15 protein-coding genes and 1 pseudogene are annotated in these 17,401 nt (G+C 35.3%); 1 reads left to right on the top strand and 15 read right to left on the bottom strand.

From position 1 onward, the window contains the following. Positions 1 to 7: 7 nt before the first annotated feature. The 13 genes from IGJ50_RS06205 to sufC all read right to left on the bottom strand — a co-directional run bounded on the left by IGJ50_RS06205 (position 8) and on the right by sufC (position 14,890). Entirely contained in the window at positions 8 to 1,201 is a 1,194-nt protein-coding gene (locus IGJ50_RS06205) for a restriction endonuclease subunit S (RefSeq protein WP_429949452.1), read from the bottom strand. Further along, the gene (locus tag IGJ50_RS06200) at positions 1,194 to 3,785 is read right to left on the bottom strand and encodes a type I restriction-modification system subunit M (RefSeq protein WP_429949451.1); all 2,592 of its coding nucleotides are present in this window, start codon (positions 3,783 to 3,785) and stop codon (positions 1,194 to 1,196) included. The genes IGJ50_RS06205 and IGJ50_RS06200 overlap by 8 nt, the downstream gene beginning before the upstream one ends. A gap of 227 nt (positions 3,786 to 4,012) precedes the next feature. Continuing rightward, the gene (locus IGJ50_RS06195; RefSeq protein WP_429949450.1) at positions 4,013 to 5,413 is read right to left on the bottom strand and encodes a hypothetical protein; all 1,401 of its coding nucleotides are present in this window, start codon (positions 5,411 to 5,413) and stop codon (positions 4,013 to 4,015) included. Between the two features lie 761 nt (positions 5,414 to 6,174). Then, complete coding sequence (locus IGJ50_RS06190; protein WP_429949448.1) at positions 6,175 to 6,561, bottom strand: hypothetical protein; 387 nt, start codon at positions 6,559 to 6,561, stop codon at positions 6,175 to 6,177. A 264-nt stretch (positions 6,562 to 6,825) separates the two neighbouring features. Then, positions 6,826 to 7,239 carry a hypothetical protein gene (locus IGJ50_RS06185; protein WP_429949447.1) on the bottom strand — a complete coding sequence of 138 codons (414 nt, stop codon included), beginning with the start codon at positions 7,237 to 7,239 and terminating at the stop codon, positions 6,826 to 6,828. 15 nt (positions 7,240 to 7,254) lie between these two features. Next, positions 7,255 to 8,544, bottom strand: coding sequence for a hypothetical protein (locus IGJ50_RS06180; protein ID WP_429949445.1), 1,290 nt, complete (start codon positions 8,542 to 8,544; stop codon positions 7,255 to 7,257). Beyond that, positions 8,534 to 8,920: a hypothetical protein gene (locus IGJ50_RS06175; protein WP_429949443.1), complete on the bottom strand. Its 387-nt coding sequence runs from the start codon at positions 8,918 to 8,920 to the stop codon at positions 8,534 to 8,536. The genes IGJ50_RS06180 and IGJ50_RS06175 overlap by 11 nt, the downstream gene beginning before the upstream one ends. Further along, a complete protein-coding gene (locus IGJ50_RS06170) occupies positions 8,917 to 9,207 on the bottom strand; it encodes a TIGR04197 family type VII secretion effector (protein WP_429949441.1) in 291 nt (96 codons plus the stop codon). Before IGJ50_RS06170 ends, IGJ50_RS06175 begins: the two co-directional genes overlap by 4 nt. Before the next feature lie 263 nt (positions 9,208 to 9,470). Further along, a complete protein-coding gene (gene sufB, locus IGJ50_RS06165) occupies positions 9,471 to 10,865 on the bottom strand; it encodes a Fe-S cluster assembly protein SufB (protein WP_429949439.1) in 1,395 nt (464 codons plus the stop codon). A 267-nt stretch (positions 10,866 to 11,132) separates the two neighbouring features. Next, positions 11,133 to 11,600: a Fe-S cluster assembly sulfur transfer protein SufU gene (sufU, locus tag IGJ50_RS06160; protein ID WP_069634821.1), complete on the bottom strand. Its 468-nt coding sequence runs from the start codon at positions 11,598 to 11,600 to the stop codon at positions 11,133 to 11,135. Next, a complete protein-coding gene (locus tag IGJ50_RS06155; RefSeq protein WP_429949437.1) occupies positions 11,587 to 12,822 on the bottom strand; it encodes a cysteine desulfurase in 1,236 nt (411 codons plus the stop codon). Before IGJ50_RS06155 ends, sufU begins: the two co-directional genes overlap by 14 nt. Further along, positions 12,819 to 14,105, bottom strand: coding sequence for a Fe-S cluster assembly protein SufD (gene sufD, locus IGJ50_RS06150; protein WP_429949436.1), 1,287 nt, complete (start codon positions 14,103 to 14,105; stop codon positions 12,819 to 12,821). Before sufD ends, IGJ50_RS06155 begins: the two co-directional genes overlap by 4 nt. A gap of 14 nt (positions 14,106 to 14,119) precedes the next feature. Then, complete coding sequence (gene sufC, locus IGJ50_RS06145) at positions 14,120 to 14,890, bottom strand: Fe-S cluster assembly ATPase SufC (RefSeq protein WP_429949434.1); 771 nt, start codon at positions 14,888 to 14,890, stop codon at positions 14,120 to 14,122. Positions 14,891 to 15,229: 339 nt separating this feature from the next. On the opposite strand from sufC, the gene hemH reads away from it, so the two are divergent. Then, the gene (hemH, locus tag IGJ50_RS06140; RefSeq protein ID WP_429949433.1) at positions 15,230 to 16,174 is read left to right on the top strand and encodes a ferrochelatase; all 945 of its coding nucleotides are present in this window, start codon (positions 15,230 to 15,232) and stop codon (positions 16,172 to 16,174) included. A 206-nt stretch (positions 16,175 to 16,380) separates the two neighbouring features. Here hemH and IGJ50_RS06135 read toward each other — a convergent pair. Next, positions 16,381 to 16,503, bottom strand: a pseudogene (locus IGJ50_RS06135) (DUF3788 family protein); the annotation flags it as partial. A 14-nt stretch (positions 16,504 to 16,517) separates the two neighbouring features. After that, positions 16,518 to 17,369 carry a MetQ/NlpA family ABC transporter substrate-binding protein gene (locus IGJ50_RS06130; RefSeq protein ID WP_069639881.1) on the bottom strand — a complete coding sequence of 284 codons (852 nt, stop codon included), beginning with the start codon at positions 17,367 to 17,369 and terminating at the stop codon, positions 16,518 to 16,520. Positions 17,370 to 17,401 lie beyond the last annotated feature (32 nt).

Here is a 17,401-nt window from a genome sequence, read left to right as displayed (position 1 = left end):
CTCCTGTTTATACAAACATTTCGTTTAGGTATGCTTTTTTTAGGTTTTGTAGTTTATCAAGTTTGTATTGCTGAAGAGCGATAGTTTTGTCAAGTGTTTTAAAAAATAGACCAATTTTTATTTGTTCATCCATACTGGGCAACATTATCGGGGTCTCGTTTACTTGCTGAATAGTATAATGGGATATAGTTCCAATATGTGATATGGTACTTATATATTTTCGGAAAAATGGCGTGATAAAAAAAGTATATAAGAAATACCCATTAATAATTTCTGAATTTTTCAGCCAAATTAAATCAGCATCTTTAAAATACAGTGGTTCAGTATCACTTACTAAGTAAGGAATGCCCACTGATCCACCACCTGTCACAAGAACATCATCCAATTTTACTTTCCCAGATATTAAAGCTAACTTTTCATATAAATCTGGGGAGATAAAAGCTTTCTGATTTACAGTCCCATTATATGCAGCCATTATATCACTAGACCTAAAAAATCTAACTCCCGAAATAGTCCATTCGTTTTTATGAACTCGAGCAGCAGATGATATATCTATTAGTTTTCCTAATTTATAGCGCTCCCAATCACCTGTATATTCTTTGAAGCGACGCTTCGGTTTTTTATTACTTTCGTCAGGAAACATTTCTGAAAGGTATGCTACTTTCAACGACTTCATCTTTTTTAACTCACATTTATGAAGATTGATATTTTCATCTAATATTTTGAAGAATACCCCAATTTTTTTCTGTTCTTGAGTTTTTGAAATTGTAATTTTAAATTCTTCTAAGAAATCTTTTTGCACGTGAGGAATATTTGGTGTTCGGTATTTTTTATAAATCAATTCTTGTTGTCGCTTTAAAGATTGATAAACGAAATTACTATCAGCAGATGTCCTGTATGCCTTTAAAGTAGAGCCTAAAGCTCCAGTAAATCCTGTATAGACGGTTCCAGCTTTGGAACCATCCCACAATATTACGATATCCTGCTCATTGACATCTACAGTTCCATTAGTCAAAAGCGGAGAACCACCATTTAATCTTGAAGTATCCAAGTACTCTACATTTCCTTCACCTAACTCACTTAACTTTGCTTTACCTTTTATTTGTTTCTCAACAATTTCACCTAACTTACATCGTTCCCAAGCATCTGTATTTTTAAATTCCTTAAAGCGTCGTTTAGGTACTAGCTTGTTTTCATTCATTATTCTCCACCACCAAATCATTTAACATCAATTCTAATGATTTTTCGAGTTCGCCTATTTCTTCATCTATTGAAGATAAAGTTTCTGAATATTGTTCACTTAATAATTTCACAGTGTTTAACTCTTTCTTTAATGGCATTTCTATCAATTGTACAATTAAATTCTGAGTTTTTCCAAACCATTTTTCATAAATCAATTGATCAATTTCCTCATCAGATAATGATAAAATCCGTTCCTGAACCGCATCTTTTAGCGCTTTCTCTTCTGTTTTTATCTCTCTATTCAAGATTGATTTTTCAGAAAGTAATTTATCAACTTTTTTCAATAAATTAAACTCTGTTGTTCCTTTTGTTGCATTTTTCAGTTCTATTTTTAATGTTTTTGCTTCAAAAGAATCACCTGGTTCATCTTCCTCATTCTTCTTCAAAGCATCATATAAAACATTATTTTCATCCGTATCTTCTACTTTAGCCGCTTCAACAAGTTCTGTTAATTCCACTTCAATCTCATTCATTCTTGACTTCTTTCGATTGATTGCTTCTACTTCGTCAGAATATAGATATTTTTCAATCAAATAATTAGGAACGATACTACCTAACCAACCATCTTGTTCTTCACGTCTTTTCTTACCAGTTCCTTTTGTTACCATGTTCGGTTCACGAGTACGAGAAATCGTGTAAAACTCGCTGTTTGCGATTAACTCGGTATCATGAGTAAGTGATTGTTTCCAGATTTCTGCTATAATTTGATACCCACTATAGACATCTACATATTCAAATTCTGATAACATCCATTTAATTTCCGAAAGCATCTCATCAGATAATTGTTTTAAGTTGGTATCTTTATCAACCGTTCGGAGAATATCCCAATACTTAGCAAGATAATCCGCTATTTTTAATTTAAGTGTATTAGATAAATCAGTAATACGTTTATTACTTAATACTTCACGAGATACCTCTTCAATATCTTTTGTCAGTGCAACATAACCTGGACGAATCGTTTTTAAAGACTGATTTAAGCTATCAGGTGTCAGTGATTGCAATACGTTCAACCTTTCAATATCCTTTTGAGGAATCCCACCAAATAAATGTGCATCCACATCTTGAGGAAATTCATCCTCTTTTGCTTCCACATAACGTGGAATATTTAAGTTGTACTCATTTTTTAATATTTCTTCACGAGTTGCCAAGTGGCTATAACCATCAATTTCTAATTTTTCAACGTAGGTATCGACGATCTTCGCTATATCTTTTTCTTGTAGAACATTTTGCTTCCCAACTTTGATAAAATCATGCGAACCATCAATCATTAAAACAGGATCTCCAAGATCTCTATTTTTCTTCAAGATAATAACTGCAACAGGAATCCCAGTATTGGTAAATAAATTACTTGGCAGTCCAATCACTGCATCAATATTATTTTTTTCAATCAATCGTTCTCGGATATGACCTTCTGCAGCTCCTCGGAAAAGAACCCCATGAGGTAAGACAATTGCCATTGTCCCATTCTGACCTAAATGGTATAAACCATGTAAAAGAAACGCATAATCTCCTTTCGAGTCTGGTGGCAATACACCAGCCGCTTCAAAACGAGGATCACTTACTTTTAACTCTGATCGGTTCCAATTTTTAGCCGAATAAGGAGGGTTCATCACGACCGCATCAAATTGTACCCCTTCACTCGGACGATTAGGATCTTCAGGCCAGTCATGTGAAAGTGTATCCGCATTTCGAATCGTCATCTTTTCAGGACGAACACCGTGTAACAATAAATTCATTCGCGTTAAGTTATAAGTTGCAGTATTCTTTTCTTGACCATAATAATTCAGACTTTTTTGCGCTTCTTCACTTAAATGTTTTTTTACAGTTAATAGTAAAGAACCTGAACCAACTGTAGGATCATACATGGATTGAATTTCATTTGACTTTGCAACGATCTGAGCCATGACTTCACTAACCTGTTGTGGCGTATAGAATTCGCCAGCCTTTTTACCAGATTCCATCGCAAATTGACCAATTAAATACTCGTAAGCATCTCCAAGAACATCACCCTTTTGCAACGCAACCATGTTCAAGTCAGCAAATAATAAAATTAAGGCTTTGATATTTTTACTTCGTTCATTTAAATCGCTTCCTAGAGCAGAGTCTGACAAATCAATTGTTGAGTTTGAGAATAAACCTTTAAAATCGTTTGCCGTAGTATCTCCAGAAATGGCAATTGTTCGCTCAAAATTATTCAAACTATCCGTTACTTTTTGAACTTCAAAATCACCTGTCTCAATATCAATCAACCACGTTTGATAGAGATATTCCGGCGTAACATAATAGCCTAAAACATTTTGAATCATTTGATCTAATTCAGCACCATATTCAGCTCTGGCATTCGCATATTCCTTAACTAGATCCTTTTCACTTATTTCTCCCAGTCCTGCAGTAGATTTAAATGTTTCTAGGGTCTTATCACTTAAAAATTTATAGAACATAAGTCCTAACATATAATCTTTATAACGACTTGCATCCATTGAACCTCTGAGTTCATTGGCTCCATCCCAAAGTCTACGTTTGATTTCATCTGATGTAATCACAGTTATTCCTCCATATATATTTTCAAGTAGTTATACACATTCTTAATATTTTAAATTGTGCAATTTGATGAATATTTTTATACTTTTTGAAAATCACTTCATTTTAAACATACAACAACACTATTATAGCACGATATACTAAAATTAATGAATAACATCGAAGTAAATAAGGCTGATTAGAAATAAGCTTACTTATATATTTTTTAGCATTTTTCACTTCAAAATAATTATATTTTTATAATTATATGTCTTATAATTGAATTAGAACCATTAACCTCGCAAGTCATTTTTAACGAGTATAAATTAGTATATCCAAGCTCCATTTCTTGAATATCAGAAATTTTATTATCAAAATGTTCGTTTGCAATAAATTCTTTATATTTTAGTACAAATTGTGACAAATTCGTTCCGGTATAATATATAATAAGATAATTTTCTTTGTTTCCAGCAGTATCATATTTCCAAAGTTTATTGATGTGCATGCTAATATATTTCTTATTAACACAGTTTACAATCAGTGCTTCGATAACCGACATGGGACATCCATTTTTTTCAATATATATATCTAGTTCTCCTGACTTTCTCCCACCATTTGACTCTCCTCTTAATGTCTGATCTTTAATGGTCAACTCTCTTCTACTACTTTTTATTAATCCAGATAAATAGGTATTATATTCATTTTCTCCCTCTTTTACTACTTGCTTCGCTTGCGCTTGAAACTCGTAGCAGCAAGTCAATATAGTATTATACAAAGCCTCTTCATCACATTTGATTCTATCAATTGATTTTAAACTATTAAAAAAAATTGTAATGACTTCATTCTTAGAGTCATTTACACTAATCAAAAATTGAGCTATTTGGCTTGGGGTTGGCTGAATATTTAAATCAGAAAATAAATTACACAATTTAGAGAATGAACTGAAATTTTGAGAGTTAGTAGTTATTAACTTTTCTCCATATTTAAATATAATTCTCCACAATTCGTTTCTCATACTACAAGATATTTCCGAAAGCTTATCTACATCTGGTGGCGTAATGACATATTCAAGAATATAATCACGATAAAAATGTTCCTTAATGTTCAATAAATTACTTAATAATATTCTAATATCGTGTAAATCAAAACTCATTTCAAAATCTAAATCATCCTCATTAGAACTTAAGTCAATTTCTCCGTAAACCTCATCACCAAAATATTGAAGACCATTTCCATCTATGGTCATATATACATTATGGTATTTTATTTCACCACTTTGATGCCATAAAATTCTGAATCCTTTTGCTCTATAAATATAGTTGAACCTTCCGAATGAAGAACCGTAAATACCATCATGAAACAAAACAACTCCTTCTTGAAAATATTCGATATTTTCGTCATGCATAATTCCATTATTAAAATCTGTCATTCCTTTTATTAATTTGTCCTCTATATCTATTTCTTTAATTATTGGCTCACAAATTACTTGTGGAAACTTTCCATAAGTTTTGCAATACAAGTTAGAGAATAAAATAGAGTGTATTTTTTGTAAATCACTCTTTTGGACAATTAAGCATGACTCACTTTTCATATACTTATCCAATAAACCACTCAAGACCCCGTCGGTAATTTTATCCTTTTCAAGTAACATAAGTTAATCCCACCTTTTTATTTATATATATACTATTTTAACATTTTTGTATAAATTTTAGTGCTAATAATACAGACTTACTTAAAAAACAATTCTGACCAAAAGAATGAATAGAAAACTCATAAAGTATACTGCTTGTAAATAATTGCCTTAAACTTTTCACGAGATTATTCATTAAAGCCTTCCACTTTTTATTTCTCACTACGTTTATTTTTGAAGCAATACTTTTTGCTACGTTAATATTATTTAAGACACTGGCAGCTTTACTAAAAAAAGCAGATACATCACCTACTATAGACAAACAAATTCCTATCCTATTTCTTATTTTTTTATCATCAAATACTCCTTTTTTCTAAATAATACTAAAAGTAAGTATAAATCTCATATAGATTTTTTATAGAATCTCTTTCCTTAGGACTTCCCTTTAAATTGTCTGTCTATTATCTTTTCAAGATGAATAGAAATAAACTAGTTAGTCTTGTCCATCATTTTTGATTATCTAAAAGTCTGAATAAAAGGAGTTTTCTGTGTAGATAACTCGTGCTCTTTCTCTATAAAACATTCTATATAGGAAGGTACACTCAGTAAGAAAAAATCTCCGCTAGTTGGCGGCGCACTTTTGCACTCTCATCATCGTATCTATACAACTATGAATATTTAGCACTATTTATGCAAAAACCAGAAATCTTGTTAATATAAGATTTCTGGTTTTTTCTATTTAAATTCTGTTCTATTATTAGTGGCAGAACTGTTGTTAAAAGTTACATAACATCAATAACTTCTACTTGCTCTGCTAAAACCCATCCATTCATTCCGTATGAAGAATATAAAACTTGATAAGCTACATGTGCATTTCTGATTTCATTTTCCAGTTCTTCGAAGGAATCATACATTATGGGCCACGCCCTTTTTTCTCCTTGCTGCAATAACTCTTCATTTTCTGAGAAAAAATTATCAAGTGATCTTTCCTCTAAATCTAAAATCACACTATATGGCATTTCATCATAGAATTTATAAGTAAAAATATTATGAAATACTACTTGTTTTTCCTTTATTTTATTGCTTACTTCTAAAGTTATCTTTTTATCTTCAAAGTTTACAGTATAACTTTTTATTATATAATCATGCACATTGTTCATATCTGTCATTGTCCTTTTCCAACTAAACTTTTTCCCAGTTTACTAAAAATAGAGATATTGGAAGGCTTAACAATTCTAAACTAGTATAAACATACCAGTAAAGATACATAATCTGGTATAACTAATGTAAAACAATGATATCATACGGATACAAAATAGCTTTCAGTTTGATCAAATGTGCTGATGGTGGCTTTTATTGTCTTGTTATTCAATAAAATTCTCATTGGTGATAGCCTCTTTTTTTAATGCTCCAATTCATAATAATACACTTTATCATTTATTCAAAATTGTAATATCAGGATCCATAACACTTATGACTTCAATGACAAAATTAAGAGTGATTATTATATAGTGTTTCATATTTAAGTGCTCATATAAGCCTCCACTGGTTTTTCTTATAAGATTTCCGAAGTCTCCATCTTGCATCTCATAAATAACACTTTCAAATCCTTGCCCCTTAAATTTTTCAATTTCCTCATCACAGAAGATTCCTCTGAGGTACATGCCCTCATCAGCAACTCGCATAGCTTTAGTGGCGAAAAAATCAATTACAACCTTTTCCTTTTCATCTTTTCCGTATTCTAATTCTAGAAGCAAACCATCCATGTCACCACTTTTAATACTTACTAAATAGTCATGACCACAATGTGGTATCACTCCAGAAAATCTATCTATCCATTTTTCCATAATGTTTGAGTCTCCTTATTTGTACCTAATTTTGATTGTCGACTTCCCATTTGGCCTTTGTATCTCAATTGTTGCTCCACCAGATTTACTTGTAGGTCTAACAATTACCGTTCGACCATCTTTTAAAGTTCCACTCATCCCATCCCCATTACTCAGATTTGACACATCATCTAAGTCTAACGAATTGAAATCATCAACGGCATCTGCATAATCTCCAGATTTTTCAAAATTTTTAGGGTTATTTCTTTTATTTGTAGTTGTATCCTTTGCATCTTTCAAAACATTATCAATTGCCTTTTCTGCAGCTAAATTGATAGTAGGTGCATTATTTATTATGTCTGCAATAGACTGTCCTACTTTGAGCGTTCCTGTACCTTTTCTAACAATATCTGCTATTTTGCCAGCATTTCCGAGATTACCTAAAATCCCTCCAAACCCAGGAGCAAGAGGCATTTCATTTTTTACGATTTTTATTTCTTCAAATCTGTACTGGTCTTCATTTAAGGAATCCTTACATAGTTCCAATTGTGTATACAGTTCTGGATGGTTATCCGGCGAGACGATTTTGCCATTTTTTATTAGGTACCAATAACCCAATTCAGTTTTAACGATTTCATACCCATCTAGTTTACCAATTGCTTGTTTTACTTGTGCATCTTTCACCTGTTGTTTCATTTTTTCACGTTGCTTCCAACGTGTATGGATTGGCTTTGCCCACGTCATGTCTAAACGTTTTAGATCAAATGTTCCTGTCGCAGGATTCCATGCTTTAGAATTGGCAACTTGTGCCAAACCTGTATTGAATTCTTGCTGACTCGCTTCATAATCTGAAAAGAAACCGGCTGATTGACCATCATATGCATGAAACTTTTCTAATTTCTCTCGACGTTTATCAATACTTTCACAGGCATTGATATATCTCCGTTCTAAGTCTGGTTGTGGTGTTTTAGCAGTACTCATTTGATGATCTAAACGCTGCTTTAACTGCTCAAACTGATTGATCTCTTCTAGGATCAAATCTTCATCCGTATCAATTCCACTAACAGCTCCTTGATATTCACTAAGAAACTTTTTATGCGCACTTTCCAACGCTTCACCTGTCATTATAGCAGACTGGCACAACGGTGTATAAGCGATCATGAAATAATTTTTAGCCGAATCATATGCCTTACTTGAAAGTGGTGCGGATAAAAACAGTTGGATACTCGCTTGTAACGATGTGATTGCTTGATTCGCTTGATTGGTCAATTGAGAAGCTTGTGCTGATCGTGCCTGTGCTTCACTCACATAAAATTTAAGCCCCATTATCTTTTTCCTCCGCCTTCTTCCAAAAAGTTTGTTGCTCGACCTTTAGATTTTCTTCTTGTTCAAACAAACTACGTTCCTCTTTTTTTAGCTGAAGGAGTTGTTCATCAAATTCTCGTTGGGCTTTTTTGGCGAGATGAAGGCTCTCATCTCCTCTTTCTTCAAAAAAAGCTCGTTCTTCTACTTCACAGTTTCCTAAGACAAAATTATAGGCCGCCTGTTCTTGTTGTTGTAGCTGGAAAAATTCTTCTTGTTGCTCTTCTATGTAGCGCTGCTCTTTTCTAATGGCTAACTGATCTTCTTGCAGTTGTTCCAAACGAATCCTAAACTGAACATTTTTTTGATCAAATTCTTGCTGTTTTTGAATCTCACTCATGAAAAACCTCCTGGAAGGTTAAATTTTGTCAATTGCGCAATATTTTGATCTATTTGGTCGAACTCTTTTGCTACTGAATGAATATTATCACCAGCTGAAACAACACTGGTCGACAACGCTGCTAATCCTTGTTGATAATGATTAATTGATTGTACTGCTGGGGCGTTACCTGCAACATTGGTGCTAGAAGCTGATACAGAAACACTTATACTATTTAACGCGCTAGCAGACTGACTAAAAGAAGCCGAAATACCACCAGCAACACTTGAATTACTATTAATAGCCATTTTGTCCCTCCTTATTTATCATATTGTCTAATTTAGTTTATCATATAACAGACAAATTATAAATATGATAAATGGATTAAAAAGGAACTATAAATGAATACTTATATATAAATAAAGAAATTATAACTAATCATACACATAAAATATTAAATGATATCAGTTTTCAGATAAAGGGACAAGATCAAGGACAACGGAACAAAAGCAACAGAAAAGGGGACATGAAGACACTGTATTACCAGCGCATCCATATCCCTTATTATTGATTATCCAACAGACCCTTCCATCTCATAAGATATCAGCCTATTAAGTTCAACCGCATACTCCATCGGTAATTCCTTCGTAAACGGCTCCACAAATCCCATAACGATCATCTCAGTCGCTTCAACCTCAGTCAACCCACGACTCATCAAATAATAAAGCTGCTCTTCCGAAATCTTCGAAACCTTCGCCTCATGCTCCAACGCCACTTGACTGTTATGAATCTCATTAAACGGAATCGTATCAGATTTCGACTTATCATCCATAATAATCGTATCACACTCAATATGTGAAATCGAGCCAGCACTATCTTTTCCAAACGTTACTTGACCACGGTAATTCACTTCGCCGCCGTCTTTCGCAATTGATTTAGAAACAATCGAACTTGACGTGTTTGGCGCATTATGAATCATTTTCGCCCCTGTATCTTGAATTTGTCCTTCCCCAGCAAATGCAATCGAAAGCATTGTACCACGAGCACCTTTTCCATCAAGATACACACTTGGATATTTCATCGTTGTTTTGGCACCTAAGTTTCCATCGATCCACTCGACAGTGGCACCTTCATAAGCTTTGGCACGTTTTGTTACCAAGTTATAAACATTATCAGACCAGTTTTGAATAGTTGTATAACGTGTATAGGCATCTTTATGGGTAAAGATCTCAACGATCGCTGCGTGTAAGCTATTGCTTGTATACGTAGGTGCTGTACAGCCTTCTACGTAGTGAACACTTGCGCCTTCATCCACAATGATCAGCGTACGTTCAAATTGTCCTGTGTTTTCCGCATTGATTCGGAAATATGTTTGTAATGGCACATCCACACGAACCCCTTTTGGCACATAGATAAACGTTCCACCAGACCAAACTGCTGAGTTTAGGGCTGCTAATTTGTTATCTGTTGGTGGAACTAATTTTGCAAAATATTTTTTGAATATATCTGGGTATTCTTTCAATGCTGAATCTGTATCAGTAAAGATGATTCCTAATTTTTGGAATTCTTCTTTCATATTGTGGTAAACCACTTCTGATTCATATTGCGCTGAAGCTCCCGCTAAATACGCACGTTCTGCTTCTGGAATTCCGATTCTTTCAAAAGTTTCTTTGATTTTATCTGGCACATCATCCCAGTCACGAGCGGGTTTATCGCTGGCTCTTTGGAAATATTTGATTTTTTCAAAATCAATATCAGATAAATCTGGTCCCCATTCTTGCATGGCCATTTTGTTGAATTGTTCCAATGATTTCAAACGGAACTCCAACATCCATTCTGGTTCTTCTTTTTTGCGTGAAATTTCTCTAACAACTTCCTCTGTTAGTCCATTTCCCGTACTGAAAATTGGTTTCACATCATCATGAAAACCAAATTGATATTCTTCTAACTCAGGTACAGTACTCAAATTATCTCACGTTCCTTTCTTAGGTTGAGAAACAAGCGGTTAGGTTCGAGCTGTTGGACTAAAATAAGCACAATCCGTTTTTTGGATTTTGATTATTTTGGGAAACAGCCGAGAACCTGCTTGACTTCTCACTGATTGGTTTAGGTTGAGAATCAGGCGGTTTGATTTGAGTAACTGGACCTAGCAGCTTTAAATCCGCTTTTTGGATTAAAGATGATAGGGAAGTTACCGAAAATCAGCCTGACTTCTCACCGATTCAATTTATTTCTATTCTTCGCAGTGTAATTGTCCTGCGGTTCCTTGTCCGTCATTTTCAACTGCTTGTTCTAATGCTTTCCAAGCAAGTGTTGCACATTTAATCCGTGCGGGGAATTTGGCCACACCGCTAAGCATCGCTGCATCACCTAATTTTTCTTCTTCTGGTACATCATTTCCTTGTACCAATTGAGAAAAATCTTCAGCTAACTGTTCTGCTTCAGCTAATGTCTTCCCAATCACCGCATCTGTCATCATACTAGCACTCGCCGTACTAATCGAACACCCACTTCCGCTAAAGGCAATATCTTTAATAACATTGTCTTGGATAGCCACTTGCAATTCGATCACATCGCCACAAGTTGGGTTATTCATTTCGATTTTCTTGCTTGATTCTGCCAATGTTCCATGATGATGAGGATGACTTGAATGATCCAAAATCACTTGACGGTATAAATTATCTAATCTAGATAGAGCCATGTTGGAAAAACTCCTTTGTCGCTAAAATTGCTTCGATCAATCGATCAGCATCTGCCTTGGTATTATATAGATAGAAACTCGCTCTCGCTGTCGCTGGAACGTCTAAATAGTTCAGTAATGGCTGCGCACAATGATGTCCTGCACGAACTGCCACTCCTTCCATATCCAACGCTGTCGCCGTGTCATGTGGGTGTAAGCCATCTAAATTAAACGCCAAAACACCTGTATGATGAGCTGGATCTTGTGGTCCGTAAACCGTCAGACCTTCGATAGCCAATAGTTTTGGTAACACATAAGCGACTAATTCTGCTTCATGTTGATGAATTTCTTCTAATCCGATCTCTGTTAGAAAATCGATGGCCGCACCTAGAGCAATTGCTCCAGCAATATTGGGGGTACCTGCCTCAAATTTCCAAGGCAGTTCTTTCCAAGTACTATCATATAAATTCACGAAATCAATCATTTCCCCACCAAATTCTACGGGTTCCATTTGATCTAGTAATTCACGTTTTCCATATAATACACCAATTCCAGTTGGACCACACATTTTATGCCCACTGAATGCGTAAAAATCAGCATCGATTGCTTGAACATCCACCGGCATATGCGGTACAGCTTGGGCACCATCGACAACTAAAACAGCACCGTGACTATGAGCAAGCTCTGCTAACTCTGCTAGTGGATTGATCACGCCTAAAACATTCGATACATGCGCGATAGAAACAATCTTGGTTTTATCCGTGATTTGTTGTTTCGCACTTTCCATATCTAAAAAACCATCTGCTGTGATTTCGATATATTTTAACGTTGCGCCTTTGCGTTCAGCTAATTGTTGCCAAGGAATGATATTAGAATGATGTTCCATGTAGGAAATAACAATTTCATCCCCTGCTTCAACGGCTAAATCGCCATAGCTTTTTGCGACCCAATTTAGACTCGTCGTTGTACCTCTAGTGAATAACGTTTCCGCTGTTTCTTTGGCATTGATAAAGGCTCTAACTTTTTCACGAGCTTCTTCATACTCTTTTGTGGCACGTTCTGCCAAGGTATGCACGCCACGGTGGACATTGGCGTTATCATGCTCGTAATAATAAGTCAGATTATCTAAAACTGCTTTAGGTTTTTGAGTTGTTGCTGCATTATCCAGATAAACAAGCGGCTCGTCATTTACTTCTTGAAACAAGATGGGAAACTGCTGCCGAATCTTATCTGCGTTTATCATGCATTCAACTTCCCTTCAATTACGTCTACAAATTCTTTTTGTACGTCTTTTACAGGAATCGCTGTGATCACGGAACCTAAGAAGCCGCGGATAACCAAACGTTCCGCATCATCTTTACGTAACCCACGACTCATTAAATAGTACATTTCTTCTGGATCGACACGACCAACACTGGCTGCATGTCCTGCGGTTACTTCATTTTCATCAATCAATAAAATCGGGTTCGCATCACCACGGGCTTTATCAGAAAGCATTAAGACACGACTTTCTTGTTGGGCATCTGCCCCTTTAGCGCCTTTTAGAATATGACCAATTCCGTTGAATGTTAGAGTTCCACGTTCTCGGATAACCCCGTGTTGTAAAATGTGTCCCACTGAGTGAGAGGCTTTATTGGTTACACGAGTGTCAATACCTTGTGTTTGTTTGCCAGCACTGATTGCCACAACTTTGACTTCTGAATGAGAGCCTTCGCCTACTAAGTCAGAATCAAAATCAGCAACCACGTCACCATCGTTCATCACGCCAAGCGCCCAATCAATAGATGCATCACGCATGATATGTCCACGACGATTCATGTAAGTTGAAACATTTTCGCCTAATTGATCCACAGCTGAATATTTCACTTTTGCACCAGCTTTTGCAATCACTTCAACCACGATATTCGCTGACACTTTAACTTTTTGCTCGCCAATTGTTTGGAATCGTTCTAGGTAGCTGAACTCGCTATGTTCGTCCGCTACAATCAAGACATGTTTGAAGAATGATTCTTCACTCGCCGAATCTTGGATAAAGATTGCTTCGATCGGTTCTTCAATAACAACATTTTTCGGTACGTATAAGAACACTCCACTATTCATAAAGGCTGTATGGAACGCTGTTAATTTATCTTCATCCATTTCAACCGCTTTATTCATATAATATTCTTTGACTAAATCACCATGCTCTTGCAATGCTGTGAACATGTCAGTGAAAATCACCCCTTGATCGGCTAATTTTGCTGAAAGTTGTTCAAACGCTGTGATCGACCCTTGCTGCACAATCACCGGGTTGTCTCTCATTGCATCAAAGCTTGGAATGTTCATTGTTTCAGGTGCATACTCTTCAGTATTCACATTAAACAAAGGCCAACGGTGAAATTTCACGCGTTCGATCTTTGGTAATTCTAAGTTTTCAGCTTTTTCTAAAGCCGCTACACGTAAGTCGGTCATCCAAGTAGGTTCTTCGTTACGGGCTGAAAAAGCGTTGATGTCGTCAAGATAATTCGCTGTTGTTATTTCCTTCATTTATCTTGTCCTCCTTATGCTTCTTCTTTGTATTCGATACCTAATTCTTGGCTGATGCCAGCATAGCCTTCTGCTTCTAAACGTTTCGCAAGTTCAGCACCGCCAGTTTTCACCACACGGCCTTCCATCATGATATGCACCACATCTGGTGTGATGTAGTTCAATAGACGTTGGTAGTGAGTGATGATCAACGCGCCAAAGTTTTCGCCACGCATTTCGTTTACACCTTTTGAAACAACTTTTAACGCATCGATATCTAGACCAGAATCGATTTCATCTAAGATTGCAAATGTTGGTTCTAACATCAATAATTGTAGGATTTCGTTCCGTTTCTTTTCCCCACCAGAAAAACCTTCATTTAAGTAACGTTCAGCCATTTCTTCGGGCATGTTTAGTAGATCCATTTTTTTGTCTAATTTTTTGATGAATTCAATCACTGAAATTTTATCGTCTTCATCACGTTTGGCGTTGATTGCCGCACGCATGAATTCAGCATTGGTGATTCCTGGAATTTCACTTGGGTATTGCATGGCAAGGAATAAACCTAAACGAGCACGTTCGTCCACTTCAAGATCTAAGACATTTTCGCCGTCAAACAAGATTTCACCTTCTGTAACTTCGTAATTAGGATTTCCCATGATCGCCGCAGATAAAGTTGATTTACCTGTTCCGTTTGGCCCCATGATTGCGTGGATTTCACCTGTTTTCATCGTCAGGTTAACCCCTTTTAAAATCTTTTTATCTTCGATTGATACGTGTAAATTTTTAATTTCTAAAACGGACATGTACAATTCCCTCCAACTTAAAATAATTATTTTATCGTTCTCATTCATTTTATCCTAATTGAGAATGATAAGCAATCTCTTTACTAGAATAATTCTTATTTAGTCTAGGTTTTCTTTGTGAAAAAGTGGACTTAATTAGAATCTTTCTAAAATGGTTATTCTTTTCCTTTCTCATTTTTATAGTCTTTTCTCGGCTATACTTGATGAACTATTGACTACTAACAACCTAAAAAGTTTTGATTTCCCTCAACCTTTGTGAGATAATTTACAACGATTTCAGGAAATTTTTAACTAGAACAAAAATTATTTTGTTCCAGCCATTTGAAGGAAGGTTTTTCAATGTCTAAAAAAGGAATCATTATCGTTAATCTTGGTACACCAGGTAAACCAGAAACCAAGGAAGTTCGAGCTTATCTTAAACGCTTTTTAGGAGATAAACGTGTTATTGACATGAACCGTTTGATCTGGCTACCGGTTTTATATGGGATCATTCTACGAACGAGACCAAAAAAATCAGCTGCTTTATACCAACAAATTTGGCAAGAAGCGGGTTCTCCTTTACTTATCTTTACTCGATCACAGACCAATCAATTGCAAGCGCGTTTTCCAGATCGTATTGTGCGGTATGCAATGTCTTACAGTAAGCCTTTGATCCCAGAAGTACTAAAAGAAATGCACGATCTTGGTGTTACTGATTTAACGATCATTCCATTATATCCACAATATTCAACCACTACCACAGCACCTATTTTTGATGAAGTTGCTAAATTTTATTTGAAAGCTCAAGCAATTCCTACTTTGCATTTTATTCAGTCTTTTTATGATGAGCCTTTATATATTGAAGCTTTAGCGAATCTAATCAAACAAGCGTTATCTAAAAAAAAGATTGATAAGATTGTTTTCTCTTATCATGGCATTCCGGTGTCTTATATTGAAAAAGGCGACCATTATTTAGAACACTGTGAACAGACAACTCAAGCTGTAATGAAACTGGTTGGCGATGTTCCTTTTATCAGTACATTTCAATCAAAATTTGGACCAGCTGAATGGCTGACACCAGCGACAGACCAAACGTTAAAAGAACTTCCTAAACAAGGTGCTAAAAATATTTTGATCCTGACTCCTGGTTTTGTTTCTGATTGTTTAGAAACAGTCGAAGAAATCGAAGAGGAAAATTATGGTTATTTTATGGCGCATGGCGGAGAGTATTTCCATTATATCCATCCATTTAATGCCGATCCAACGTTTGCAGATATTCTGGAAAAACTTGTAAAACAACGCTAAATATTACTCAAATCAAAATAATCTCTTATTGTTTGCCATGTTAAAATAAGTAGAATTGTCTTCTATTGAGAGTCAGTTCTACTTTTCTATTTATTAAACTTTATTTAACTTCAACATAAATTAATAGAATTTCAAATCAGCAGATAATTAAAATACAAAAAAAGTGAGTGGGACATAACTCTTCGAGTCATATCCCGCTCACGTGGAATCCGGATAAACGGTGGGAGCAGACGCAACCCCTTCGGAAATAAGCTGAAATTCACAAAAATTTGAAGAACAATTTTCGTGAATTCCCTCTTATTTCTTGGGGTTTAACACTTCTGTCCCATCCTCTTTCAATAGTTTATTTTTCAACAGGTTTTACTGATCCATCCCATTTTTCAAGGATCCAATCTTGGATTTCTTTACTGTGTAATGCATCAACTAATTTTTTGATTTTATCACTCTCTTTATCTTCGGAACGAACAGCCACGATATTGACATATGGTGAATTATCTTTTTCCAACAATACAGAGTCTTTCAACGGATTTAAACCTGCACTATAGGCAAAGTTAGCATTAATCGCTACAAGATCAGCTTCATCGTTATTATACGTTGTGGTTAACACCTCTGGATTAATATTATGAATAAATTTCAAATTTTTAGGATTCTTGTCAATATCTTCAAAGGTTGCAGTTTCTAAATCAACGCCATCTTTCACAGTTACTAAATCAGCATCTTGTAAAATTGTGATAATTCGACCCCAATCAGATTCTGAATTTGATGTAATGATTGTTGCACCATCTTTCAAATCCTTGATATCTTTAATCCGTTTTGAATATAAGCCCATTGGTTCAATATGGATACCGCCAGCATTCGCAAAATCATAGTTGTTTTCTTTCACTTGTAAATTAAAGTAAGGGATATGCTGAAAATAGTTGGCATCGATATCCCCTTCCGCTAAATTTTTGTTAGGTAAGATGTAATCATCGAATTGAACGATTTCTAAATCAATACCTTCTTTTTTTAGAATTGGTTTTACTTGTTCCAAAATTTCCGCATGAGGTGATGCAGATGCGCCTACCTTTAGAACAGAAGAATCTTTGTCAGCACCTGAGACTTTGCTATCATCTGTTTTACTATTTCCACCACCACATGCAACTAATCCTAAAGTGACAACTGCTAGCGCTGCTAAACCGAATAATTTCTTTTTCATACTTACTTCCTCCAATATTTTCTATTTGATTG

Source organism: Enterococcus sp. AZ101 (assembly GCF_050499005.1).
Taxonomy (GTDB): Bacteria; Bacillota; Bacilli; order Lactobacillales; family Enterococcaceae; genus Enterococcus_L; species Enterococcus_L ureilyticus.
The sequence above is the reverse complement of the archived record's forward strand: the minus strand, read 5'-3'. Positions and strand labels throughout refer to the sequence as shown.

Bases quoted from the DNA above. Each gene is read 5' to 3' on its own strand.
- hemH (WP_429949433.1), top strand. From the start codon at position 15,230: ATGTCTAAAAAAGGAATCATTATCGTTAATCTTGGTACACCAGGTAAA.
- sufD (WP_429949436.1), bottom strand. From the start codon at position 14,105: ATGAAGGAAATAACAACAGCGAATTATCTTGACGACATCAACGCTTTT.
- IGJ50_RS06205 (WP_429949452.1), bottom strand. From the start codon at position 1,201: ATGAATGAAAACAAGCTAGTACCTAAACGACGCTTTAAGGAATTTAAA.
- IGJ50_RS06130 (WP_069639881.1), bottom strand. From the start codon at position 17,369: ATGAAAAAGAAATTATTCGGTTTAGCAGCGCTAGCAGTTGTCACTTTA.
- sufC (WP_429949434.1), bottom strand. From the start codon at position 14,890: ATGTCCGTTTTAGAAATTAAAAATTTACACGTATCAATCGAAGATAAA.
- sufU (WP_069634821.1), bottom strand. From the start codon at position 11,600: ATGGCTCTATCTAGATTAGATAATTTATACCGTCAAGTGATTTTGGAT.
- IGJ50_RS06155 (WP_429949437.1), bottom strand. From the start codon at position 12,822: ATGATAAACGCAGATAAGATTCGGCAGCAGTTTCCCATCTTGTTTCAA.
- IGJ50_RS06195 (WP_429949450.1), bottom strand. From the start codon at position 5,413: ATGTTACTTGAAAAGGATAAAATTACCGACGGGGTCTTGAGTGGTTTA.
- IGJ50_RS06170 (WP_429949441.1), bottom strand. From the start codon at position 9,207: ATGGCTATTAATAGTAATTCAAGTGTTGCTGGTGGTATTTCGGCTTCT.
- IGJ50_RS06180 (WP_429949445.1), bottom strand. From the start codon at position 8,544: ATGGGGCTTAAATTTTATGTGAGTGAAGCACAGGCACGATCAGCACAA.
- IGJ50_RS06175 (WP_429949443.1), bottom strand. From the start codon at position 8,920: ATGAGTGAGATTCAAAAACAGCAAGAATTTGATCAAAAAAATGTTCAG.
- IGJ50_RS06185 (WP_429949447.1), bottom strand. From the start codon at position 7,239: ATGGAAAAATGGATAGATAGATTTTCTGGAGTGATACCACATTGTGGT.
- IGJ50_RS06190 (WP_429949448.1), bottom strand. From the start codon at position 6,561: ATGACAGATATGAACAATGTGCATGATTATATAATAAAAAGTTATACT.